This is a genomic window from Skermanella pratensis (assembly GCF_008843145.1).
Lineage (GTDB): Bacteria > Pseudomonadota > Alphaproteobacteria > Azospirillales > Azospirillaceae > Skermanella > Skermanella pratensis.
The window spans coordinates 1,325,965-1,349,261 of record NZ_CP030265.1 but is presented as its reverse complement, the minus strand read 5'-3'; the positions used below and the strand labels follow the sequence as shown (position 1 = coordinate 1,349,261).

The 23,297-nt window shown below is 66.9% G+C and carries 18 protein-coding genes and 1 CRISPR repeat array (1 of these 19 running past the window's edge); of the genes, 16 read left to right on the top strand and 2 right to left on the bottom strand.

Going from position 1 to position 23,297, the window contains the following annotated elements; all coding sequences use genetic code 11:
* Window positions 1–124 precede the first annotated feature (124 nt).
* On the bottom strand, window positions 125–1,150 hold the full coding sequence (galE, locus tag DPR14_RS06150; RefSeq protein WP_158044363.1) for a UDP-glucose 4-epimerase GalE: 1,026 nt from the start codon (window positions 1,148–1,150) through the stop codon (window positions 125–127).
* Window positions 1,151–1,726: 576 nt separating this feature from the next.
* Here galE and DPR14_RS06145 point away from each other — a divergent pair.
* The 13 genes from DPR14_RS06145 (at window position 1,727) to DPR14_RS06085 (ending at window position 18,690) form a co-directional block, all read left to right on the top strand.
* Window positions 1,727–3,400, top strand: coding sequence for a type I secretion system permease/ATPase (locus DPR14_RS06145; RefSeq protein WP_246148911.1), 1,674 nt, complete (start codon window positions 1,727–1,729; stop codon window positions 3,398–3,400).
* Window positions 3,397–4,740 (top strand): HlyD family type I secretion periplasmic adaptor subunit, encoded by a 1,344-nt coding sequence (locus DPR14_RS06140; protein ID WP_158044361.1) that lies wholly within the window; start codon window positions 3,397–3,399, stop codon window positions 4,738–4,740. The genes DPR14_RS06145 and DPR14_RS06140 overlap by 4 nt, the downstream gene beginning before the upstream one ends.
* Before the next feature lie 14 nt (window positions 4,741–4,754).
* Window positions 4,755–6,020: a glycosyltransferase gene (locus DPR14_RS06135; protein ID WP_158044360.1), complete on the top strand. Its 1,266-nt coding sequence runs from the start codon at window positions 4,755–4,757 to the stop codon at window positions 6,018–6,020.
* Window positions 6,021–6,284: 264 nt separating this feature from the next.
* Window positions 6,285–7,160: a calcium-binding protein gene (locus DPR14_RS06130; protein ID WP_158044359.1), complete on the top strand. Its 876-nt coding sequence runs from the start codon at window positions 6,285–6,287 to the stop codon at window positions 7,158–7,160.
* Between the two features lie 85 nt (window positions 7,161–7,245).
* Window positions 7,246–9,543, top strand: coding sequence for a glycosyltransferase (locus tag DPR14_RS06125; RefSeq protein WP_192499309.1), 2,298 nt, complete (start codon window positions 7,246–7,248; stop codon window positions 9,541–9,543).
* A complete protein-coding gene (locus DPR14_RS06120) occupies window positions 9,540–10,448 on the top strand; it encodes a class I SAM-dependent methyltransferase (protein WP_158044357.1) in 909 nt (302 codons plus the stop codon). The genes DPR14_RS06125 and DPR14_RS06120 overlap by 4 nt, the downstream gene beginning before the upstream one ends.
* Window positions 10,445–11,758: a glycosyltransferase family 4 protein gene (locus tag DPR14_RS06115; protein ID WP_158044356.1), complete on the top strand. Its 1,314-nt coding sequence runs from the start codon at window positions 10,445–10,447 to the stop codon at window positions 11,756–11,758. The genes DPR14_RS06120 and DPR14_RS06115 overlap by 4 nt, the downstream gene beginning before the upstream one ends.
* Window positions 11,755–13,944, top strand: a complete 2,190-nt coding sequence (locus DPR14_RS06110) for a glycosyltransferase family 2 protein (RefSeq protein WP_158044355.1) — start codon at window positions 11,755–11,757, stop codon at window positions 13,942–13,944. The genes DPR14_RS06115 and DPR14_RS06110 overlap by 4 nt, the downstream gene beginning before the upstream one ends.
* Window positions 13,941–15,305 (top strand): glycosyltransferase family 4 protein, encoded by a 1,365-nt coding sequence (locus tag DPR14_RS06105; RefSeq protein ID WP_158044354.1) that lies wholly within the window; start codon window positions 13,941–13,943, stop codon window positions 15,303–15,305. The genes DPR14_RS06110 and DPR14_RS06105 overlap by 4 nt, the downstream gene beginning before the upstream one ends.
* A gap of 52 nt (window positions 15,306–15,357) precedes the next feature.
* Complete coding sequence (locus DPR14_RS06100) at window positions 15,358–16,539, top strand: polysaccharide pyruvyl transferase family protein (RefSeq protein ID WP_158044353.1); 1,182 nt, start codon at window positions 15,358–15,360, stop codon at window positions 16,537–16,539.
* 187 nt (window positions 16,540–16,726) lie between these two features.
* Window positions 16,727–17,416 (top strand): hypothetical protein, encoded by a 690-nt coding sequence (locus DPR14_RS06095; protein WP_158044352.1) that lies wholly within the window; start codon window positions 16,727–16,729, stop codon window positions 17,414–17,416.
* 126 nt (window positions 17,417–17,542) lie between these two features.
* The gene (locus DPR14_RS06090; protein WP_158044351.1) at window positions 17,543–18,142 is read left to right on the top strand and encodes a pesticin C-terminus-like muramidase; all 600 of its coding nucleotides are present in this window, start codon (window positions 17,543–17,545) and stop codon (window positions 18,140–18,142) included.
* 56 nt (window positions 18,143–18,198) lie between these two features.
* Window positions 18,199–18,690, top strand: coding sequence for a hypothetical protein (locus DPR14_RS06085; protein WP_158044350.1), 492 nt, complete (start codon window positions 18,199–18,201; stop codon window positions 18,688–18,690).
* A gap of 29 nt (window positions 18,691–18,719) precedes the next feature.
* On the opposite strand, the gene DPR14_RS06080 is transcribed toward DPR14_RS06085, so the two are convergent.
* Window positions 18,720–19,730: an EAL domain-containing protein gene (locus DPR14_RS06080; protein ID WP_246148907.1), complete on the bottom strand. Its 1,011-nt coding sequence runs from the start codon at window positions 19,728–19,730 to the stop codon at window positions 18,720–18,722.
* Window positions 19,731–20,266: 536 nt separating this feature from the next.
* On the opposite strand from DPR14_RS06080, the gene DPR14_RS06075 reads away from it, so the two are divergent.
* From DPR14_RS06075 to DPR14_RS06065, 3 genes are all read left to right on the top strand, one after another.
* Complete coding sequence (locus DPR14_RS06075; protein ID WP_158044348.1) at window positions 20,267–22,066, top strand: IlvD/Edd family dehydratase; 1,800 nt, start codon at window positions 20,267–20,269, stop codon at window positions 22,064–22,066.
* A 272-nt stretch (window positions 22,067–22,338) separates the two neighbouring features.
* Window positions 22,339–22,488, top strand: coding sequence for a hypothetical protein (locus tag DPR14_RS06070; protein WP_246148904.1), 150 nt, complete (start codon window positions 22,339–22,341; stop codon window positions 22,486–22,488).
* A complete protein-coding gene (locus tag DPR14_RS06065) occupies window positions 22,475–22,801 on the top strand; it encodes a type II toxin-antitoxin system PemK/MazF family toxin (RefSeq protein ID WP_158044346.1) in 327 nt (108 codons plus the stop codon). Before DPR14_RS06070 ends, DPR14_RS06065 begins: the two co-directional genes overlap by 14 nt.
* Before the next feature lie 143 nt (window positions 22,802–22,944).
* A CRISPR array of direct repeats spans window positions 22,945–23,297; the repeat unit is 31 nt; unit sequence TTTCAATCCACGCCCCCGCACGGGAGGCGAC (it continues 9 nt past the right edge of the window).

Genomic DNA, 23,297 nt, shown 5'->3' with positions numbered 1-23,297 from the left:
ATTGTTATGTGCGATTTTCCCGCTCATTCTTTCCCATCCCCGACAGGGTAAACCCGTACTTACATTCGCCTCTTACCCTTGCTCAGAGTTGTAAAAGAACCGTAAATAGTCTGTATCTCCATTGCTAGCCGACAGCGATCAGCTCGCGAACAGGCCCGGACTCGTATCCGTGAGGGTTGCGGCAGCGCCAATCCCAGGCATGCCGGATAATCGTTTCCAGGTCCGGGAAACGCGGATCCCAGCCAAGATCATTGCGGATTCGCTCGCTCGACGCGATCAGGACGGGAGGATCGCCGGGGCGCCGCGCGCCGACTTTCACCGCGATGTCGCGGCCGGTCACCTTCCGGGCCGTCTCGATCACCTCGCGCACCGTGTAGCCCCTGCCGTTGCCCAGGTTGTACCGGCAGCTGCGGTGATCCAGCGCGGACAGGACCCTGACATGGGCATCGGCGAGGTCGGACACGTGGATGTAGTCCCGGATGCAGGTGCCGTCATGGGTCGGGTAGTCGTCGCCGAAGATTTCGATGTGCGGCCGCTTTCCCGCCGCGACATCGAGCACCAGCGGGATCAGGTGCGTCTCGGGGTCGTGATCCTCGCCCAGGTGCCCGTCGGGATGAGCTCCGGCTGCGTTGAAATAGCGCAGGCAGGCCGAATGCATGCCGTGCACCTTGTCGGCCCAGTGCAGGATGCGTTCGATCATGAACTTGGATTCGCCATAGGGGCTGCCGGGATCGATCTCGGTGTTCTCGTCGATCGGCATCCGGTCCGGCATGCCGAACAGGTTGGCGGTGGAGGACAGCACGAAGCGCCGGACCCCGTTGTCGGCCGCGAACTGCACCAGGTTAAGGGCGTTCACCACGTTGTCGTGCAGGTAGAGGTGCGGGTTGCGCATCGACTCCCCCACCAGCGAGTTCGAGGCGAAATGCAGGATCGCGTCGAAGCGGAAGGCGCTGAACAGGCGGGTCAACGCGGCCGGGCTGGCCAGGTCGCCCTCGACCAGCTCGGCCTCGGCCGGGACGGCGGCACGGTGTCCCTGCTGGAGATTATCGAAAACGACCACCGAATAGCCGCGGGCGACCAATTCGGCAACGCAGTGGCTGCCGACGAAACCGGCGCCGCCGGTGACCAGGACCGTTTCCTGATGAGACATGCAAAGCTCCTTTATTGAACCGCTCTAAACCGCAGGTGCCCAGGAGGGGCGTTGCGCCCTCCTGGCGGGGTTTTGACGGCTCTTGATGCGGGAAACTCTGGAGTCCGGCTGGTTCCGAGCCCCATTGAACATGATATTTATCATACGATTATTACCCGCAAGTTAATGAACATCCGGATCATACTTGAATATTAACCAGTTTTATTTATAAGAAAGCACGGTGGACATGCAGTCAAACCAAGTGGAATTTCATTTGAATTTCAGCGCAATCCAGGCGCGTCGCGCGTGCCGCCCCGGATCGGGCGAATTCTGCATATGGAACCGACCAGCGCCGAATTTTGTTTTGAATTTGTCTTATTTTCTAACGAAAGCCGAAATCTTCGACCGGCGCAACTGACCGGGAAACAGCCGTTTAACGCCCGTTTAACATTTTGCCGCAATATTGCATTGCACCCAGCGCCCGTCTTGGAGCCCGTCCCCTGCATGAATGACCACGCACTACTCCGCAGCACGCTGCGGCATCTCGGCAGGGGCATGGTGTTTGCTGCCGTGCTCAGCTGTTTCATAAATATTCTCATGCTCATCGTGCCGCTCTACACGATGCAGGTTTACGACCGGGTCATGACCAGCCGGAGCACCGACACGCTGATCATGCTGGCGGTCGTGGCGGTCGGCGGGCTGATGCTTTACGCGGTGCTGGACTTCATCCGGACCAAGGTCTTCCTGATCATGGGCGACCTGATCGCCATGCGGCTGAACGTCCCGACCCTGCAGGCCGCCGTCATCGACACCCTGCACGGCAGCCAGCGCAACTCGACCCAGGCGATCCGCGACCTCAACGACCTGCGCTCCTTCATCACCGGCAGCGCCATCACGGTGCCGCTGGAGGTGATGTGGGTGCCGATGTTCCTGGCCGTCCTGTTCCTGCTGCACCCGATCTACGGCTGGCTGGCGCTGGGTGCCGCCGTGCTGCTGTTCCTGATGAGCGTGCTGACCGACCTGCTGACCCGGCGCCCGCTGGCCCAGGCCAACGAGGCGGCGGCGCGGTCTTTCGGCGACATCGCGTCCACCGTCCGGAACGCGGAGGTGATCGAGGCGATGGGCATGCTGCCGGCCGTGGCGAAACGGTGGGAGCGCAGCCAGTACCGCATGATCGGCCTGCTGAACCGGGGCAACAGCGCGGCCAAGGCGCTGACCGCCGTCTCGCGCTCGCTCCGGCTGATCCTCCAGATCGCGATGATCTCGACCGCCTGCCTGCTGGTGATCGACCGCGAGGCGTCGCCCGGCAGCGCCATGGCTGCCGGCATCCTGATGGGCCGCATGCTCCAGCCGTTCGAGCAGTTGATCGACGGCTGGCGCCAATGGGTGTTCGCCCTGTCGGCCTTCGGCCGGGTGCGCGGCCTGCTGAACGGCACCCAGAACCGCCGCCAGAGCATGCCCCTCCCCCGGCCGGAGGGGCGGCTGAGCGTGGACCGGCTCGTCTATATCCCGCCAGGAGTCGACAAGGCGGTGCTGAAAGGCATCTCGTTCTCGCTGGAACCGGGCGAGACGCTGGGGATCATCGGCCCGTCCGCCGCCGGCAAATCGACGCTGGCCCGGCTGCTGGTCGGCATATGGGAACCCACCTCGGGCGGGATCTACCTGGACGGTCACAGCACCTTCCTGTGGGAACGGGAGAGCTTCGGCGTCAGCGTCGGCTACCTGCCCCAGAACGTCTCGCTGCTCGACGGCACGATCCGGGAGAACATCTCGCGCATGACCGAGGCGAGCCCGCTCGACGTGGTGAACGCGGCCAAGATGGCCGACGTCCACGAGATGATCGGCAGGCTGCCGTTCGGCTACGACACCGGCGTCGGCGACAGCGCCTACAGCCTGAGCGGCGGCCAGCGCCAGCGGATCGGCCTCGCCCGCGCGCTGTTCGGCAACCCGCGCCTGCTGGTGCTGGACGAGCCCAACTCCAACCTCGACAACGCCGGCGAGCAGGCCCTGCTCCAGGCGATCGCCAAGGCCAAGGCGGCAGGAACGACCGTCGTCCTGATCGCCCACCGGCCCTCCGTGGTCGCCGCGGTGGACAAGCTGCTGGTCCTTAAGGACGGCATGATCGACCAGTTCGGCGCCCGCGCCGACGTGCTGAAGGCGATCTCCGCCCCGCCCGGCACGCGCCAGGTCGCGACCGCGCCCAACGTGGCCCGCCTGGTCAAGACCGGCAAGGCCCTGGCGGACGGCGTTCAGACGGGACACGCATCATGACGCTTCCGACCGACAATCCCGTCTGGACCGTGACCCTGGAGGCGGAGCCGCGCGAGCCGTCGCTGCGCAATACCATGATCGCCGGCACGGTCGCGGTGCTGGTCGGGTTCGGCGGCTTCGCCGGCTGGGCCATGACCGCGGACCTCAGCAGCGCCGCCATCGCCCAGGGCACCGTCATCGCCAACAGCCACCGCAAGACCATCTCCCACCTGGAAGGCGGAATCCTGCACGAGTTGCTCGTCAAGGAAGGCGACCAGGTCAGGGCCGGGCAGATCCTGCTGCGGATGGACGGCACCCAGGCCCAGGCCCTGCTGGGCCAGGTCGAGAACCAGCTCTGGACCGCCCAGGCCCGGGTGGCCCGCCTGCGCGCCGAGCAGGCCGACCAGCGCTCCCTGGCTTTCCCCGAGGACCTGGTCGAAGCCGGCAAGCGAAGCACGGTCGCGGCGGACGCCATGGCGACCGAGCAGCGGCTGTTCGCGGCGCGCTGGGACAGCTACGACGGATCGCTGGCGATCAACCGGCGCAAGATCGACCAGCTCCGGGAGCAGATCGCGGCCCTGAAGGCTCAGGCCAGCGCCGCCGCGGACCGCCTGCGCTACACCAACGAGGAGCTGGGGACCATCAAGGCCCTGCTGGAAAAAGGCTACGAGCGCCGCCCCCGGCTCCTGGAGATGCAGCGCCTGTCGGCCGAGCTGAAGGGCCGGGTCGGCGAACTGGCTGCCAACGAAGCCCAGGCCGAGCAGGCGATCGCCGCCGCCGAGCTGGAGATCCTGTCCCTCAAGCACGACCGCCGGACGGAGATCGCCGACGCGCTCCAGCAGACCCAGGGCACGCTGGCGGACATGACCGAGCGGTCCCGCGGGGCCACCGACATCGTCCAGCGCAAGGAGGTGGTCGCCCCCCAGGACGGCAAGGTCACCGACATCCGCTTCTACACGCCGGGCGGCGTGATCGGCGCCGGCGCTCCGATCCTGGACCTCGTCCCGGTCGATGACGAGCTGGTGGTCGAGGCCCAGGTCAGCCCGGCCGACATCGACAGCATCCGGGTCGGCCAGGTCGCCAACGTGCGGCTCAGCGCCTACAAGCAGCGCAAGGTCCCGACCATCGACGCGCACGTGATGTATGTCGCGGCCGACCAGGTGCTCGACCAGCGGACGGGCCAGTCCTACTTCACCGCGCGGGTCAAGCTGGACCCCGTGTCGCTGGCGTCGCTCCACCATGTGGAGCTGGTCCCCGGCATGCCTGCGGAAGTCATCATGATCAACGCCAAGCGGCGGGCGATCGACTATTTCCTCAGCCCCATCACAGACAGCATGAGGCGGGCGTTCCGAGAGGAATGACCGGACGGCGAGCCATGCGCATCCTGTTCGTGCACAACCACTTTCCCGGCCATTACCAGCACCTGGCCGCCGAACTGGCCGCCGACCCGGCCAACCAGGTCGTCTTCATCACGAAGGACCGGACCGGGTCGATCCCCGGGGTGGACAAGCACGTCTTCGCGCCGTCGCGGCCGCCGGGACCGCAGACCCACCACTATGTCCGCCCGTTCGAGGATGCGGTGCTGCATGGGCAGGCGGTCTACCGGCTGTGCGACCGGCTGAAGCGCGACGGCTTCGTGCCCGACCTGGTCTGCGCCCATGCCGGGTTCGGTCCGGGGCTGTTCATCAAGGACGCCTTCCCGGACACGCCCCTGCTGGGCTATTTCGAGTGGTTCTACCACGCCAGGGAAAGCGATGCCGATTACCTGGACGGCCCGGTCAGCGCCGACGACGCCTGCCGGATCCGCAGCCGTAACGCGGCGATCCAGATGGAGCTGGCCAACTGCGACTGGGGCGTCTGCCCGACCGTGTTCCAGCGCGGCCGGTTCCCGGCGGCGTTCCAGAACAAGCTGACCCTGATGCATGACGGCATCGACACCGGCTTCTTCTCGCCGGAGCCCGGAGCGCCCATGGTCCTGCCCGGGCTCGACCTCTCCTCCGCCAGGGAGATCGTGACCTACGCGACCCGCGGAATGGAGCCGTACCGCGGTTTTCCCCAGTTCATGCGCGCCGCCGACATCCTGCTGAGGGAGCGGCCGGACCTGCATATCGTGATCGGCGGCGATGACAGCGTGTCCTACAGCAGGCTGCCGCCGCCCGGCCGGACCTACAAGCGGATGATGCTGGACGAGCTGCCCGGACTCGACCGCTCTCGGCTGCACTTCGTCGGCCCGCTGGAATACCCGATCTACCGCGACATGCTGCGCGCCACCGACGTCCATGTCTACCTGACGGTGCCGTTCGTGCTGTCGTGGTCGCTGCTCGAATCGCTCTCCACCGGCTGCCTGGTGGTGGCCGCCGACAACGCCGCGGTGCGCGAGGTGGTCGAACCCGGCGTCAATGGCCTGCTGGCCGATTTCTTCTCCCCCGACGATATCGCGGCGAAGACGGCGCACGCGCTGGACCGGCGCGCCGAGATGGAACCGATCCGCGCCGCCGCGCGCCGCCGCGTGGTCGAGCGCTACGCGCTGGCCGACCTGCTTCCCCGCCATCTCCAGTTGATCCGGCACCTCGCCGGCAGCGTCGACAAATCAGCGGGACGGTCCGGGGAGGCGCACCTGGAGCTGGCGGCGACGGGCTGAGTCCTTCCCGAAAGGGGAAACAACGACCCCGCCTTATTGCTTCGATTTTCAAACCAATTTGCAAACTCTTGAATACTCCATTCAAAGTAAAGGAATACGGATTTATGAATTCGAACTTGAGTATTTCAGAAGCTTATTTTAGGATTGGTACAAAATTGCGGCGCCGCACCAAATTTAACCATCGATTAAGATTTGGAACGCTAGTTTCCTCTTATCGAAAGCACGGAAACAATGCTTCGCTGATCCCTTTACTGGAGGCTTGATATGGCAACCCTTCCCGGTGGCTCCTACGACGATTACCTGACCGGCACGGCCGATGCCGACGTGATCTTCGGCGCGGCTGGCAACGACATCCTCATGGGCGAAGGCGGCGACGACCAGATCGTCGGCGGCGCCGGCAGCGACATGCTGTTCGGCGGGGCCGGCGACGACCTGCTCGACGGCGGCGCCGGCAACGACACGCTGTTCGGCGGCGAGGGCAACGACACCCTGCTCGGCGGCGCCGGCAGCGACGTGCTCCAGGGCGGGGCCGGCGACGACATCATCACCGGGGGCGCCGGCAACGACATCATCGACGGCGGCACGGGCAACGACATCATCGACGCCGGCCCGGGCGACGACGTCGTCAACGGCGGCGAGGGCAACGACATCATCAACGGCGGAGCGGGCCACGACGTGATCGACGGCGGCGCCGGCAACGACACCCTGACCGGCGGCGCCGGCAACGACATCGTCATGGGCGGCGACGGCAACGACATCATCCGCGGCGAGAGCGGCAGCGACGTGCTGTTCGGCGGGGCCGGCGACGACGTCATCTTCGGCGGGTCCGGCAAGGACATCATCAGCGGCGGCGCCGGCAACGACACCCTGACCGGCGGCTCCGAGAGCGACACCTTCGTCTTCACCGGCGGCGGCGGCCAGGACGTCGTGATGGACTTCAAGGCGGGCGAGGACATCCTTCAGATCGCCCGCAACATCAACGGCCTGGACATCTCCAGCGCGGCTGACATGGCGGCGCGGGTGCTCGATGCCGGCGGCAACGCCGTCATCGACCTGGGCAACGGCGACACCATCACCCTGATGAACGTCAACGCCGAGGACGTGCAGAACAACCCGAACGCCTTCTTCGTGATCAGCTAAGGGATTTCGGCGGCAGCCCGGGGGTTGCCGCCGGTCCCCCTGGCGCCATCGCGACTCCGACCACCCCGACACCCCACGGATGCCGATGCTCCCGACCGCCCTGGCCCACCATCCCGACGCCGCCGTTCCGACCGCCCGCCTGCACGGCGTCGGCGGCGACTTCGTCATGGCGGTGTGGGAAACCGCCGCGCCGGGCCAGTCCGGCCGCATCGTTCCCTCGATCGACGGGACGGAGGTGCCGCGTCCCTACACCCTTCTGACCGTGCCGACCGGCTGGGGCGGGGAACGCACCATCGCCGTGCTCCGCTGCCCGGCCGGGGCCGGGACCGTCACCTTCCGGAACGAATCATCCCGCCCGGCCGCGACCGCCCATCCCGCAGACCGCACCGAATTCGACGCGGCCCTGCTGATGAGCGGCCTCGACGGCGCCGCCCGCCTGCGCGTGGTCCGCCTGCTGCTGGACTTCTGCCGCAGCGCCTTCAGCCTGCAGAACGACGGGCGGTTCTCCCATCTGTGCCGCCGGCTGATCCTGGAGCTGTCGCCGAACCCCGCGGCCCTGACGGTCCGCTGCGCCCCGACCCGCCAGCTCGCCCTGTGCGACGGCGGAGTCTCCGCCGGGTTCGGCGAGATCACCGCGACGGTCGTGATCACCCCGGGCGGCATGCGCCGGCTGGAGGTTCCGCCCGCGGTCGGCGCAGCACCGGACAAGCGCGGCCGCCTGCCCCTCCACCTGGTGATGGACCGGGCGCTGTGCGGGGCGGAGACGCTGGTCGTCCTGCTCGGCCGCAGCGGCCTTGCCTGCCGCACGGTCGCGGCGCCCCCGGCGGAGCTTCCGACCCTGCTCGAATGGCTGGAACGGCTGAAGCCGTGCCCGCAGCACTTGCGCGACCACGTGCTTCGGGCGCTGGCGCTCCGCGCCGCCGACGAGCCGCAGGCCGCCGCCGCGGTGCGCGAACTCCAGGTGCTGATGCCCCTGCCGCGCCGCCACGTGGCGGCGGCCGACCGGCCGGTCGGCGGCGACATCGACGTCGCGGTGTCGACCGGCGACGGCGGACTGTTCCTGGCGGGCTGGCTGCACGATCCCCACGGTTTGGTCGACTCGGTGCGCGTCACCTCGCCCTTCGGCGACCAGCGGATCCTCGCCGCCCTGCCCCACCGCTTCCCGCGCGAGGACGTCGCGGCGATCTACAAGTCCGCTTCACCCTCCGGGTTCGCCGCCTGGATCCCCGGCGCGCCGGACCCGGCCCCGGCGCTCCAGTACCGGTGCGAGCTGCTGCTCCGCTCGGGCGGCCGGATCGACATCGTGCCGCCGTCCCGCCCGCTGAACCCTGCCGATGTCCGCGCCGCCGTGCTGGGCAGCATGCCTCCGCCCTTCGTGACCGAGGCCGCGCTGGAGACCTGCATCGCCCCGGCCGTCGCACCGATCCATGCCGCCATGACGGCCGAGGTGCCGGCCCCGGAGGTCTTCCGCTACGGCTCGCCGGTCGCCGATCCGGCGGTGTCGATCGTGATCCCGCTCTATCGCAACCTGGAGTTCCTGCGCTTTCAGCTCGCCGCCTTCGCGATCGATCCCGCGGTGGCGGACGGGGCCGAGATCGTCCTGGTCCTCGACAGCCCGGAGCAGCGCGACGAGCTGCGCCATTACCTGCACGGCCTGCACGGCCTCTACGCGCTGCCGCTGACCCTGGTGGTGAACGCCGCCAACCACGGCTACTCCACGTCCAACAACGCGGGCGCCGCGGTCGCGCGCGGCCGGCACCTGCTGTTCCTCAACTCCGACGTGATCCCCGACCGGCCCGGCTGGCTGCCCCGGCTCGTCGCGGCGCTGGAGGCGTCGCCGGAAACCGGCGCCGTCGGCCCGAAGCTGCTGTTCGAGGACGATTCGCTCCAGCATGCCGGGCTGTTCTTCGGCCGCGACTACCGCGGACGCTGGATCAACCAGCACTACCACAAGGGCATGCCGCGCGACTTCGCCCCGGCCTGCCTGCCCCGCGCGGTCCCCGGCGTCACCGGCGCCTGCCTGCTGATGCCGGCAGGCGTCTTCCGCGAGGTGGGCGGCTTCACCACCGACTACATCATCGGCGACTACGAGGACTCGGACCTGTGCCTCAAGGTCCGGGCCTCGGGCCGGGAGATCCGCTACGTGCCGGCCGTGGAGCTCTACCACCTGGAGCGCCAGTCGATCAGCCGCCATGCCGGCTACACCCGCGGGGTCGCCTCCGAATACAACGCCTGGCTCCATTCCGGCCGCTGGTCCGGCCTGATGGAAGACCTCATGGGCCGGGACTGGCCGGCCGAAGAACCCTCCCGTTCCCTCGGCCGATCCCTTGGCCGCCCCCCGGCCCGCCGCCGCAACCGCAGCAGAAAGACTTCGGCAGCATGAGCACGCCCCAACCCATCCTCCCGTCGTCGGTTTCCGCCCAGCCTTCCCCGGCTTCCTCGCCGGCGCCCGTGCCCGCCAACCAGCGCGTGATCAAGCTGCTGGTCCGCCAGGACGCGCGCGACGCCCAGCGGATCGACTGGCTGTGCGAGCAGATCGTCCGCAACCGCTTCATGCCGGTCCCGCCGCCGGAGAACGTCTTCGTCGGCGACGGCGATTTCCGCGCCATCGGGGCCGAGTTCCTGAAGCATTTCGTCAAGCTGGGCGACCTGCGCCCGACCGACCGCGTGCTGGAGATCGGCTGCGGCATCGGCCGCATGGCGCTGCCGCTGACCCAGTACCTGACCGACGGCACCTATGACGGCATGGACGTGGTGCCGGACGGCATCGATTGGTGCAGCCGAACGATCTCGCCGGCCTATCCCGCCTTCCGGTTCCACCACATGGACGTGGCGAACGACCTGTACAATCCGCAGGGACGGATCGAGCCGACCGGCGTCACCCTGCCGTTCCGCGACCAGAGCTTCGACTTCGTGCTGCTGACCTCCGTGCTGACCCATCTCCAGGCGGCCGAGGCCCTGGCCTATGCCTGGGAGATCAGCCGGCTGCTGCGCCCCGGCGGACGCTGCTTCCTCAGCCTGTTCCTGATGAACGACGTCGCCCGCGAGGGCCTGCGCGGCGGCGACCGGCGCCTGACCTTCGACCCCGACGCCGAAGGCCCGACCTGGCTGGGCGACCCGGCGGTCCCGTCGGCCGCGGTCGCCCACGACGAGGCGTTCCTGCTGGACATCTTCGCCTCGGTCGGGCTGAAGCCGGCAAGGCCGACAGTCTACGGCGCCTGGTGCGGCCGGACCAACGCGGTCAGCTACCAGGACCTGCTGGTGCTGGAGAGGGCCGCCCTGCCATGACGTCGTCCCGGTCCCGCTCCGCCCCCCGCGTCCTGTTCGTCTGCCACAACCATCCGAGCTTCCATCCCGGCGGGACGGAGATCTTCGCCCACGACCTGTTCCGCCACATGAAGGACGTGGACGGGATCGAGGCGATGTTCCTCGCCTGCACCAACAAGGTCCACCGCGACCAGAAGCCGGGCACCAATTTCCAGACGGTCGGCCGCAGCTCGGACGAGCTGGTCCTTTGGGCCGGGCATTTCGACCGCTTCTACCAGAGCCAGATCGACCTGCACGGCATCGTCCCCGACCTCTCGACGCTGCTCCAGTCGTTCCGGCCCGACATCGTCCATATCCACCACACCCTGCTGCTGGGCGTGGAGATGCTGTTCCTGATCCGCCGGGTGCTGCCCCGGGCGCGGATCGTCTATACCCTGCACGACTACTATCCGATCTGCGCCAACGACGGCCAGATGGTCACGACGGACGGGCACCGGCTGTGCGCAAGCGCCTCCCCCGACGCCTGCCACCGCTGCTTCCCGGAGCGCACCCCGGACAAGTTCGTGCTCCGGGAGAAGCACCTCAAGGGCATGCTGTCGCTGGTCGATCGCTTCGTGTCGCCCAGCCATTTCCTGCGCGAGCGGTACATCGCCTGGGGCCTCCCGGCCGACCGGATCACGGTCCTGCGCAACGGCCGCCCGCCCGCCCCGGCCGCCCTGGCCGAGGAGCAGGCGCCCGCCGCCGGGCAGTCCCCCGCGCGGCGCAACGTCTTCGGCTATTTCGGCAATCTCAGCCCCTACAAGGGCATCCTGGTGGCGCTCGGCGCGGCGCGGATGCTCGCCGAGAAGGACGAGGACTTCGTCCTCCACGTCCATGGCGGCATGCCGTTCCAGTCCGACGCCTTCAAGGCGGAGATCGACGAGGCCGCGAAGTCCTGCGGCGGCCGGGTGATCCGCCACGGGGCCTACCGGCGGGACGAGATGGCGCGGCTGCTGAATGCCGTGGACTGGGTGATCACGCCGTCGATCTGGTGGGAGAACGCCCCCCTGGTGATCCAGGAGGCTTTCCAGCAGGGCCGCCCGGTGATCTGCAGCGACATCGGCGGCATGGCGGAAGCGGTGACCGACGACCATGACGGGCTGCATTTCCGGACCGGCGACGCGGCCGACCTGGCGCGTGCGATGCGCAGGGCGATGACCCTGCCGGGCCTGTGGCAGCGCCTCGCTTCCAATATCTCGCCGGTGCGGACGGTGGCGGAAAGCGCCGCCGAGCACCGCAGCCTCTATGCCGGCCTGACGACAGCCGCGACGTTGCGGAGTTCACGACGATGAAAGAGATCACCCCGAAAGCCGACATCCAGATCGCGGTCCTCGTGGACGAGAGGACGCTGCTGCTGTTCGGCTGGATCGACCGGGCGCTGCCGACTTCGGGAACCGCCAGCTTCTCGGAGGGCAGCGGCGCCGCCGGCAGCTATGACGGGCATTTCTGGCACCGGGACGAGGTGTCGCAGTGGTTCGTGGCCTTGCTGCGGTTCGACAACATCGCGCAGATCCGGCCCCAGCGCCTCTCGATCGCCGGGGCCGACCGGGGCACCCGCTACGCGATCCCGCCGATCCAGAACATCAAGATCAACCCCTGGACCCTGCTCTCCACCTTGAAGGAGGACATGCCGGAGGCGCTGCCGGTGGTGTTCGACTTCCTCCACGCGAAGCTCGGGGAAGCCGGGCCGTCGGAGCGGGTGACCCGGCTGATGCTGGCCTTCCTCCAGACGATGGCCCAGCCCGACGGCTTCGCGGAGATCTTCGGCTGCATGACCGGCCTGGGCACCCTGGTGCAGGGCTGGTCGTTCAGCCTTGCCGCCGGCGAGCGGGACCTGATCGTGGAGACCGACGGCTGCCTGACGTTCCGGAGCACGGTCGGCAGCTTCGAGCGTTCCGACCTGCCGTCCACCGCGCGCGGCGTGCTGGGCGTCCTGCACGGTGCCGACACCCTCGACCTGCCGGCGATCCGCCGGATCTACCACAAGGCGTCCAAGGGCTGGTGCTACCTGGAGATCTTCGAGAACCGCACCCTCCTGAACGACCGGAGCGCCGTTCCGCACCTGCGCGCCATGCTGCCGACGCTGACGGGGGAACCGGCCGTCCTGCGCGCGCTCAAGCGTCTGTCCAACGCCCAGTACGAGGGTTTCGAGACGATCAGCCGGCTGGAACTGCCGGTCCGCGTCGGCTTGGACACCGCCGTCCGGGTTCCCGGCGCCGGCACGCTGGTGACGGGCTGGGTGCTCGACCCCGAGCGCCACGTCTCCGCGGTCACCCTGAAGGGTATCGGGCTGTCGGCGCGTTTCGACCAGGACTGGTGCCGCACCAGCCGCCGCGACGTCAGCGAGGCCTTCGCCGCCGACGCCCTGTTCGCCGGCAAGATCGTGCCCGGCCAGGACGCCCACGGCTTCCTGACCTTCGTGCCGGAGCCCGCCGCCTGCGCCGACCAGTCCGAACGCTACCTGGAACTCTCGCTGAGCGACGATTCCTGCGCCTTCGTTCCCGTGCCGACGTCCCGGGCCGCCGCCCCGGCGCTGCGCCGCCTGCTGTCCGCCGTCAACCTGAACGACCCCGCCGCGGAAACCATCATCGCCCGGCACATCGGCCCGCTGGTGCAGGCCGTGGGCCGGGCGCCGGTCGCCTCTGAAATCTCCGTCCCGGCCTATGCCATGGGCGCCTCCCTGGCGGCTCCCCGGCTGTCCGTGGTCATCCCGGTCGCCGACGGGCGCGACGACATCGACGTTGTCTTGGCGAAGCTGGCGGTGGACCGGGACTTCGACGGAGCCGAGATCGTCATCGCGGCCGGGGCCGCCGCCCATGAGCGGCTGTCTCCGTCGCTCCGGCGTTTCGCGGACTTCTACGGCCTCTCGATCCGGCTGATCCCCTGCCCCCACGCCCACGACGCCTATCAGGCGATGGACGAGGGGGTCCGGCATGCCGCGTCCGACATGCTGCTTCTGCTCTCCCCCTCCGTGCTGCCGACGTCCGCCGGCTGGCTGTCGAAGCTGGAGCGGGCCTACAGGGCCTGCGGCAAGACCGGCATGCTCAGCCCGACGCTGCTCTACGAGGACTATTCGATCCGGTTCGCCGGCATCCAGCAGATCAGCGCCGACTCGGCGGTGTCGCAATATGCCGGCTATTCGCGCGACTGGCTGATGGGCCGCGAGATCACCGCGGTGCAGGCCGCCTCGACCGATTGCGCCCTGGTCCCCCGCGCCGCCTTCCTGGAAGCCGGCGGGTTCAGCCGGGACTTCGTGGGGTCCGACTACAAGGGCGTGGATTTCTGCCTGAAGCTCCGCGCGGCCGGCCACGCCTGCCTGTGGCTGCCGACGGTCGAGCTGATCGCGCTGGACGAGACCCCGCGCGACCAGGCGCAGGAATACTGGCTCCAGACCGGCGGCCTCGTCGACCGCTGGGGGTTCGAGCGCAAATGGCCCCGCCTCCACTCCACCCACACGCTCGGGAGCGTTGACCGATGACCGTCACCGACAGCGTCAAGAGGGACAAGCGAGTCCTCATCATCAGCCATGGCCACCCGACCTTCTCGCTCGGCGGCGCCGAGGTGGCGTCCTACAACCTGTTCAACGGCATCCACGACCTGCCGGGCTGGGAGAGCTTCTACCTCGCCCGGGTCGGCCCGCCGGTCAACCGGCACAAGGACAGCGCCCTGATGAGCCTTCGCCAGAAGGAGCGCGAGATCCTCTACTACGCCAACGACTACGACCATTTCCGCTGCTCGAACCGGAACCTGCCCGGCCTGCGCCAGGATTTCGTCCGCTACGTGGTGGACCTCCAGCCCGACGTGATCAATTTCCACCACTTCCTGGGCCTGGGCGTGGAGACCATCTTCGCGATCAAGCAGGCGCTGCCGCGCGTGCCGGTCGTGGTGACCTTTCACGAATACCTGTCGATCTGCCACCACCATGGGCAGATGGTGAAGACCAGCCGCAACACGCTGTGCTACAAGTCGTCGCCGGCGGAATGCACGAACTGCTTCCCCCAGATCCCCGAGAGCCAGTTCTTCAAGCGGGAAGCCTTCCTCAAGACCTTCCTGGAGATGGCGGACTTCTACGTCAGCCCGAGCGAGTTCCTGATCGACCGCTACGTCGACTGGGGCCTGCCGCGCGAGAAGTTCCGCATGATCGAGAACGGCCTGACGGTCGAGGACATCGTGCCGCCGCGCCCGCTGCCCAAGGGCGGCCGGCGCAACCGCTTCGGCTTCTTCGGCCAGGTGACCGAGTTCAAGGGCCTGCACGTGCTGGTCGAGGCGGTGTCCCGGGTCTCCGGGAAGGACTGGGGCGACGACAGCGCGCTGATGATCTTCGGCGGCAACCTGGAGCGCCAGCCCGAGGCCTTCCAGAAGAAGTTCAACGAGTTGACGGAGAAGGCCGGCAACCGCGTCCGCTTCTACGGCAGCTACCGCTCGGCGGAACTGCCCAGCCTGATGAAGGACGTGGACTGGCTGATCATCCCGTCGATCTGGTGGGAGAACTCTCCGGTCGTGATCCAGGAAGCCTTCCTGCACGGCCGCCCGATCATCGCCAGCAACATCGGCGGCATGGCCGAGAAAGTCACCCACAACGTGGACGGCCTGCATTTCCGCAACGCCAGCGTGGAGGACCTGGTCGACCGCCTGACCGACGTGCTCCGCAGCCCGGACCTGTGGGACCGGCTGCGTGCCCGGATCAAGCGGCCGATCGACCGGCAGGAATGCGCCCGCCGGCACACCGAAATCTTCAACGCCCTGCTCGGAGCCTCCGCCGCGCAGGACATTCCGGCGAAACCCGCCGCGGCGCAGGGCACCCAAGCCCTCGACCGCGCCGTGGCCCAGCCTCTCTAGATCTTACAACCCCCCGCTTCCAACCTGTCAAAAAGTCACCAGGAGAAATCCCTTGGCCAAGATCCTCGTCATGATCCCGTCGGGCGAAGTCTATGATCACGACTGCGTCCGCTGGTACGAGTACCAGCAGGTCCAGAAGCACATCGACCACTATCACAACATCGGCGACGCGTTCGTCTTCGACTCCTCGCTGAAGCTGCTGAATTACGACAAGCTCGACGTGCTGACGATCCGCAACGTCAAGCCGGGCGACGTCGAGCGCTACAACGCCGAATACGACTATGTCTTCCTGCGCGGCTCGAACTACATCCACAGCCACATGGACTGGGAGAACGCCGAGCAGGTCCTGCCCAAGCTGAAGATTCCGATCCTGGCCTTCGGCGTCGGCGCGCAGGCCCCGGTGGAAGGCAAGCTCCAGCTGTCCGACCAGAGCAAGCGGATCTGGAGCATCATCGCCGACAAGTCGGCGTCGCTCGGCGTGCGCGGCACCTACACCGCCGAGGTCCTGTGGGACCTGGGCATCAAGAACGTCCGGATCGTCGGCTGCCCGACCGCCTTCCGAAACAACGATCCCGACCTGCGCATCGACCTGCCGCCGCTCGACCAGGTGAAGAAGGTCGGGTTCACCATGCGCCGCGAGGTCTCGGCCGCCTATGCCCAGAACATCGAGACCTACCTGACCCGTCACCGCGACGTGGTCAAGGAGATGGCGCGCCGGTTCGACATCGTCATGATGATGCAGGGCGAGGTCGAGGAGAAGAAGCTGCTCTGGGGCACCGACGAGCAGAAGGCCCACGCCCTGGCCGAGCTGAAGAACAATGGCTGGATCGGCAAGTGGTTCCTCGACGCGGAGATGGAGGAACTTTACAAGACGAAGCTGTGGTACTCGGACGTCGTCTCCGACTACGAGGACCTGGTGCGGTCCAAGGACCTCGTGCTGGGCTACCGCCTGCACGGCAACCTGATGGCGCTGGCCAATCGCACGCCGTCGATCTACTTCAGCTACGACAGCCGGACCGTGGAGTTCGCCGAGACCTTCGCGATCCCCTGCTACGACGTGTTCTCGCAGAAGCCCTTCGTACTGGAGGATTACTGGGACCAGGCGCGGTTCGAACGGTTCAACCGCACCTATTACCAGCGCTTCCGAGACATGCGCGCCTTCCTCGACGAGAACTTCATCGACCACAAGATGCACCACGGCGTCGCGCGCCCGCGCCGGCTCCAGGTGGCGTAAGCCGCACGGCTGTCCGACAGGCGTCTCCAACCCTTCTCGTCATGGCCGGGCTTGATCCGCGTATGACGAGAAGGGGACGGTTGTAGGTCGGCCTTCGCCGAAGGCGAACGCCGACACCCTGCATCAACGTTCCAGCCACGCATGAAGCAGTGCCGTCATGCACTTGTCCGCAGTACGGGAATTCCGAATGTCCGCAGTGCTACAAACACTTGCCCCGCAGCCGGCCGATATCGACGGCCGGATCGACGCGATCAAGGGCGGCCGGGTCTACGGGTGGGCCTGGGACCGCACCCGGCCGGCCGACCATCTCGAAGTGGAGATCCGGGTGGGCGACCGGCTGGTCGCCAAGGCGCTGGCCAACCAGCCGCGCGACGACCTGAAGGCCAACGGCGTCGGGGACGGCTGCCACGCCTTCGAAACGGCGCTCGACCTTGCAGAGGGCGAGGTGCCGACCGCGCTCGCCCGCTCTCCGGTTACCGGCGAGACGGTCGCGCTGCGGCTGCCGTCCGACGTGGAGTCCGTGACCGAAAGCGTCCTCGGCCCTACCCTGCTCCGCATGTCGGCGCTGATGGACACCACACAGCGCAACCAGCAGACGGTCCTGCGCGGCCTTCGCGAACTGCTCAAGCAGGGGCAGGCCGCCCCCGGGGCCGAGCAGCGCCTCGACGGGCTGGCGGCGGCGCAGGAGGCGCTTCAGCAGCAGGTCGGCGGGATCGAGGTGTTCCTGCTGCGAATCGACGAAAGCCTGCACGAGTTGAACAACAGCCTGAAGCAGCGGCCCTCTGCCAGCCCGAACAAAGGTGTATGGATCGCCCTGGGCATACTTTCCGCCTGCACCGCCGCGCTGGGCGCAGCAGTCGTTCTCATGAAGATCTGACTACTTATACGTTAGCGAGGCTCCGCTTATTGCAAGCCAAAAGGATATTGCATTTTATCTAACCAAATAGGACTATTCGATTACCCTATTTGGTTAGGTTTATGCAACTCAATACTATGGTGTGCGATGACAGGAACCGCCGGCGGGCCCAACGCCGACAAGAGGGTCTCTCCCAACGGCCTTGCCTTCCTCTACAATCGGGAAGCGCAGAAGGGTGTCAGCAACAAGCCCCATTGGCCGGGCGGCAGCAGCGGCGTGACGCTCGGGCCGGGCTATGACCTGGGCCACCGGACCGCGGCGCAGATCATCGCCGACCTGACGAATATCGGCGTCTCCGCCGACGCGGCGCAGACCCTGTCCCTGGCGGCCGGCAAGACCGGCAACGACGCCAAGGCCTTCGTCCAGGCCAATTCCGGCGCCGTGACCCTGACCCAGGCGCAGGAGCAGGCTCTGCTCGACATCGCCCTTCCGCCCTACGAGAAGGACGTCAAGACCTACGTCAAGGTGGCGGTGAACCAGAACCAGTTCGATGCCATGGTGTCGCTCGACTACAATATCGGCGGCGGCAACTTCAAGAACAGCTCGGTCGTCGCCAACATCAACAAGGGCGACTTCGCTGCGGCGGCGGAGAGCTTCAAGCTCTGGAACAAGTCGGGCGGACAGGTGGTCCAGGGCCTCGTCAACCGGCGCAATCTCGAAGTGGCACTGTTCAACACGCCCGTGTAAGGTCCCGTCCCATTGCATCGAGCCACTGCATCGGCACGTGACGGGAGCCTTCGGCGATGATCATCGGGAACGCGGCAAGAGCATGGACGGCCCTGGCCGCCGCGTTCCTGCTGGCGGGTTGCGCGGCCGACGCGGCACCCGCAGGCTCCGGCCAGGTGCCGCCGGCTCTCGCCGGCACCTGGTCGGCATCGTCGGCCAAGGTCGATACGACGGGCGTGACCGCCTATCTGCCGGACGATCCCGCCCTGCTGGCCCTGCGCCTCCACGTCACCGGCGACAGCCTCGCCATGGATGGCCACACCTGCACGTCACCGCAGATCATCACCGAGACCCTGCCCCTGCGGACCCTGATCGAGGAAACCTACGACGCCTCGCCCGACGCCATGGGGGTCGATTCACCCGACGCTCCGCACCCGACCCATTTCATCACCTGCGGCAGCGGCGACATCGGACCGTCCTACGACCGGGGCTCCTGGATATCCCGGATATCGCCCGATCTCATCGCGATGAACTGGTTCGACGGCGTCCTGCTGTTCCTGACGCGCTGATCGCCCTGCGATGGACTAAGCCCTGCCCCTCACTCGTCCGCCTCCATGATATTGGCCATCTTCAGGGCGTCGGTGATCCTGACGCCCTTCCGCAGGATGGTATCGACCATGCGCCCCTGGACCAGGTGGATGCCGTGCTTCTGGGCGAACAGCAGGCCGGTCACGGTGCTGCACCGGCCCAGGATGAAGCGGCAGTTCTCCTGGCTGCGGATCTTCGCGCTGAAATTTTCCAGCGCGGCCTCGCCCATGTCCAGCAGGTCGTTGCTCCAGAACATCTTGGCATAGTCGCAGGCCATGCATTCCAGGTCCATGTGCTCGACCCACATCGGGGTGATTCCGTCGATGCAGATCGAATAGCCGCGGTTGTTTGCGAACTCGACGACCTCCTTGTAGGTCTCGATATTCTCGACCAAGTCGGCCTTGTTGATCTCCAGCACGATGTTGCCGCGCAGTTCCATGGTCAGCCGTTCGTCGAACTTGACGAACACCGACGACATGATCGTGCTGAGATTGAGGTTGAGGCCGATCTTGTGCCCACGGATGAAGTCGACGCCATGGTTCAGCGACTTCAGGACCGCATGGTCCAGGCTGGACGTGAAGTAATTGAACAGCCACCGGTTGGCCGTCAGGTCGAACTCCGGGCTGAGGCGATCCTCCAGGGATTTGACGGCGATATAGACCTCGAAATATTCGCGCCGGTTGCCCTCTTCGGCCTGGATATCGACGATCGGCTGGTTGAGCATGAAGGGCGACAGGTCGAAGTTTCCGATCTGGCGCTCGATCTTGGCCAGTTCCTCCAGGCTGATCGGCTCCTTCGTGGCGGCCTTGGCGGTATCGCCGCCGCCGCCATCCGCGCCCAGGCCCTCGATGAACCGGATGACGTTCACGAAGTTGAGCGACAGCTCCATGATCGAGTAGAGCGAATTCTCGCGATAGGCGTTCAGCCCCGACATTTTCGTCCGGGCCAGCATCAGCTTCTCGATCTTCTGGCAGGCCTCCGTGATCGTCGAGAACTTGATGCCCTTGTACAGGATCAGCACGTCGTCGTTGGACAGGGTGAACAGCTGGAGATAAGCAGAGTTGTCGGCGATCGCCTGGACCGCCCGCTTGATCTCGTGAATGTCGCCGTAATTCTTGTCCTGAAGGATCGACAGATGGAGGTGGATCAGGCGAAGCCCCTGCAGTTCACGCTTCGCGGATTGCAGCAGCTTGAGCAGGCGTTCGTCGTCGTGTTGCGGCTTTTCCGGAACCGCCGCAGCCTTCTCCCCGGCTTCACGCGCACCCAGTCGCGAGGCGGGCGATCCTGCCTCGGGCGATTCATAATGGCCACATCACTCCGGCTGAACCGTTGAGCGCGCTCATCTGTCTTCCCGCACCGACCCGCCACTGCACGGGAAGACGATAGCATCCGGAGAAGCAACAAATCGTTAATTTAAGCCAATTCCCGGAGGGCGGAGCGAACTCATTTTACCCGTGCCGCCGCCCCGCGACTGCGGATTTATTGCCTCCGCCCTATTGTCCCTGACTGCCATACCAGCCAAACTGGCGACCACAAGAACGGAGGGAGGGGAGAACCATGACCTCAGAGACATCCGCCAAGAACGCCTCGGGCAGACTGCGCAGCCAAGCCTGGTTCGACGATCAGTCGAACCCCGACATGACCGCCCTCTACATCGAGCGCTACCTGAACTACGGCCTGACCCGGCAGGAGATCCAGTCCGGCCGGCCGATCATCGGCATCGCCCAGACCGGCAGCGACCTGGCGCCCTGCAACCGCCACCACGTCGAGCTGGCATCCCGCGTCAAGGACGGCATCCGCGAAGCCGGCGGCATCCCGCTGGAATTCCCGGTCCATCCGATCCAGGAAACCGGCAAGCGCCCGACCGCGGCGCTCGACCGCACGCTGGCCTACCTGGGCCTGGTCGAGGTGCTGTACGGCTATCCGCTCGACGGCGTCGTGCTGACCACCGGCTGCGACAAGACCACGCCCGCCATGCTGACCGGTGCGGCGACCGTCAACATCCCGGCCATCGTCCTGTCGGGCGGACCGATGCTCGACGGGCACTACAAGGGCAAGCTCGCCGGCTCCGGCACCATCGTGTGGGAGGCGCGCCGCATGCTCGCCGCCGACAAGATCGGCTATGACGAGTTCATGGACATGGTCAGCTCGTCGGCCCCCAGCGTCGGCCACTGCAACACCATGGGCACCGCCCTGTCGATGAACTCGATCGCCGAGGCGCTGGGCATGTCCCTGCCCGGCTGCGCCGCCATCCCCGGCCCGTACCGCGAGCGCGGCCAGATCGCCTACCTGACCGGCAAGCGGATCGTGGACATGGTCCGCGAGGACCTGACCCCGCGCAAGGTGATGACCCGCGAGGCGTTCGAGAACGCCATCGTGGTCGCCTCGGCGATCGGCGCCTCGACCAACACCCCGCCGCACCTGATCTCGATCGCGCGCCATGTCGGCGTGGACCTGACGCTGGACGACTGGCAGAAGTTCGGGCACGACGTTCCGCTGCTGGTCAACTGCCAGCCGGCCGGATTCTATCTGGGCGAGGCGTTCCACCGTGCCGGCGGCGTTCCGACCGTCATGAAGGAACTGATCAAGGCCGGCCGCATCCATACCGGGGCGCCGACCGTCACCGGCAAGTCGATGGGCGAGAACGTCGAACGGGCGCCCGATCCGGACGACGACGTGATCCGTCCCTACGGCAAGCCTCTGATGGAGGAAGCCGGCATGCTCGTCATGGGCGGCAACCTGTTCGACTCGGCTGTGATGAAGACCAGCGTCATCAGCCCCGATTTCCGCAAGCAATACCTGTCCAATCCCGACGATCCCGACGCCTTCGTCGGCCGGGCGATCGTCTTCGAAGGACCGGAGGAATACCACTCGCGGATCAACGACCCGTCGCTCGACATCGACGAGAACTGCATCCTGTTCATCCGCGGCTGCGGCACCGTCGGATACCCCGGCTCCGCCGAGGTCGTGAACATGCAGCCGCCCGACCACCTGATCAAGCGGGGCATCGTCTCCCTGCCGACGATCGGCGACGGACGCCAGAGCGGCACCTCGGCCAGCCCGTCGATCCTGAACGCCTCGCCCGAGGCGGCGGTCGGCGGCGGCTTGGCCCTGCTGAAGACCGGCGACAAGGTAAGGGTGGACCTGCGCAAGCGCCGCGTCGACCTGCTCGCCTCCGACGAGGAGATCGCGGCCCGCCGCGCGGCGCTGAAGCTGCCGGAGCTGAAGCACCAGACGCCGTGGCAGGAACTCTACCGCGGACTGGTCGGCCAGCTCTCGGACGGCGGATGCCTGGAGATGGCGGTCAAGTACCAGGACGTCGTCCACACCAGCGGCATGCCCCGCCACTCGCACTGAGGCAGCGCGGCCCTGTTCCGGCAGGGCCGCACCCTTCATCTTCATGACTGGCTTGATCCGGTCATCCAAGTCCGCAGAGACCGTATTCCTGGTATGCTCGCGGCAGACCGCGCCTCACTGCCAGCTTCTTCGCACGGTGTTGATCACGGCATCGTTACGCGTTATGTTACGCGAACGAGAACGCGTAACGAGGGGCGACAATGTCAGCGGCATCTCAACGAGTCGAACGCTACCGGGAACGGCAGCGCGCTGCCGGGCGGCGGGAAGTGCGGATGTTCATCCTCGATGCACGGTCGCCCGTTGTGCGCCAGCGTATTGCCGAACAGGTCCGGCGCTTCCCTCGCGAAGCAGAGGAAGAAGCTCTTGCCTGGATCGAGGCGGTGAACATCCTGGACAACGAAGACGCCGATGCGGCGCGGTGATGTCGTGACGGTTGCGACGACCGGCGACTACGGCAAACCGCGCCCTGCTGTGATCCTCCAGACAGACGCTATTCCGCAGGACCATCCATCAGTGGTGATCGTCCAGTGCACGAAAGAACTGGTGGCCAGCGACCTGCGCATAACGCTCAGCCCGAGCACCGAGAACGGGCTGCTTGAGATTTCCCAGGTCATGGCGGACAAGCCCCTGACCGTGCATCGCCGCCGCATCGGGTCGGTGATTGGCCGGGTCTCGGACGAAGATCTGGCCCGGATCGCATCCGCCGTGGCGTTCACGATCGGCCTGTCGGATTGAGACGCCGGCCCCCTGGAGCGGCAGCCTTGGCGACAATCCGCATTTTCCGCCCAGCAACCAGCGGTGCCGAAACTCCCCGCGCGAAGCGCGACCGCGCGAAGCGCGACCGCGCCTAGGTCCCGCTGCTCATCGGTAAGCGAGCATTTCAATCCACGCCCCCGCACGGGAGGCGACGCGGCGGCACCAGCCCGCGCACCGCCAACCGTGGTTTCAATCCACGCCCCCGCACGGGAGGCGACCGCCGGCATCCGGAACCCAATAGGTCGTGTCGTCGTTTCAATCCACGCCCGCGCACGGGAGGCGACGCGGCGGCACCAGTAATCGCCACGCCAAGGGCGAGTTTCAATCCACGCCCCCGCACGGGAGGCGACGCCTCATCGAAGAACTTGCCGCGATCGACGCCGAAGTTTCAATCCACGCCCCCGCACGGGAGGCGACGGGCAAGGCTGGTACCAGAAGGTCCTGCCGGAATCGTTTCAATCCACGCCCCCGCACG

Bases quoted from the DNA above. Each gene is read 5' to 3' on its own strand.
- galE (WP_158044363.1), bottom strand. From the start codon at position 1,150: ATGTCTCATCAGGAAACGGTCCTGGTCACCGGCGGCGCCGGTTTCGTC.
- DPR14_RS06145 (WP_246148911.1), top strand. From the start codon at position 1,727: ATGCTCATCGTGCCGCTCTACACGATGCAGGTTTACGACCGGGTCATG.
- DPR14_RS06140 (WP_158044361.1), top strand. From the start codon at position 3,397: ATGACGCTTCCGACCGACAATCCCGTCTGGACCGTGACCCTGGAGGCG.
- DPR14_RS06135 (WP_158044360.1), top strand. From the start codon at position 4,755: ATGCGCATCCTGTTCGTGCACAACCACTTTCCCGGCCATTACCAGCAC.
- DPR14_RS06130 (WP_158044359.1), top strand. From the start codon at position 6,285: ATGGCAACCCTTCCCGGTGGCTCCTACGACGATTACCTGACCGGCACG.
- DPR14_RS06125 (WP_192499309.1), top strand. From the start codon at position 7,246: ATGCTCCCGACCGCCCTGGCCCACCATCCCGACGCCGCCGTTCCGACC.
- DPR14_RS06120 (WP_158044357.1), top strand. From the start codon at position 9,540: ATGAGCACGCCCCAACCCATCCTCCCGTCGTCGGTTTCCGCCCAGCCT.
- DPR14_RS06115 (WP_158044356.1), top strand. From the start codon at position 10,445: ATGACGTCGTCCCGGTCCCGCTCCGCCCCCCGCGTCCTGTTCGTCTGC.
- DPR14_RS06110 (WP_158044355.1), top strand. From the start codon at position 11,755: ATGAAAGAGATCACCCCGAAAGCCGACATCCAGATCGCGGTCCTCGTG.
- DPR14_RS06105 (WP_158044354.1), top strand. From the start codon at position 13,941: ATGACCGTCACCGACAGCGTCAAGAGGGACAAGCGAGTCCTCATCATC.
- DPR14_RS06095 (WP_158044352.1), top strand. From the start codon at position 16,727: ATGTCCGCAGTGCTACAAACACTTGCCCCGCAGCCGGCCGATATCGAC.
- DPR14_RS06090 (WP_158044351.1), top strand. From the start codon at position 17,543: ATGACAGGAACCGCCGGCGGGCCCAACGCCGACAAGAGGGTCTCTCCC.
- DPR14_RS06085 (WP_158044350.1), top strand. From the start codon at position 18,199: ATGATCATCGGGAACGCGGCAAGAGCATGGACGGCCCTGGCCGCCGCG.
- DPR14_RS06075 (WP_158044348.1), top strand. From the start codon at position 20,267: ATGACCTCAGAGACATCCGCCAAGAACGCCTCGGGCAGACTGCGCAGC.
- DPR14_RS06070 (WP_246148904.1), top strand. From the start codon at position 22,339: ATGTTCATCCTCGATGCACGGTCGCCCGTTGTGCGCCAGCGTATTGCC.
- DPR14_RS06065 (WP_158044346.1), top strand. From the start codon at position 22,475: ATGCGGCGCGGTGATGTCGTGACGGTTGCGACGACCGGCGACTACGGC.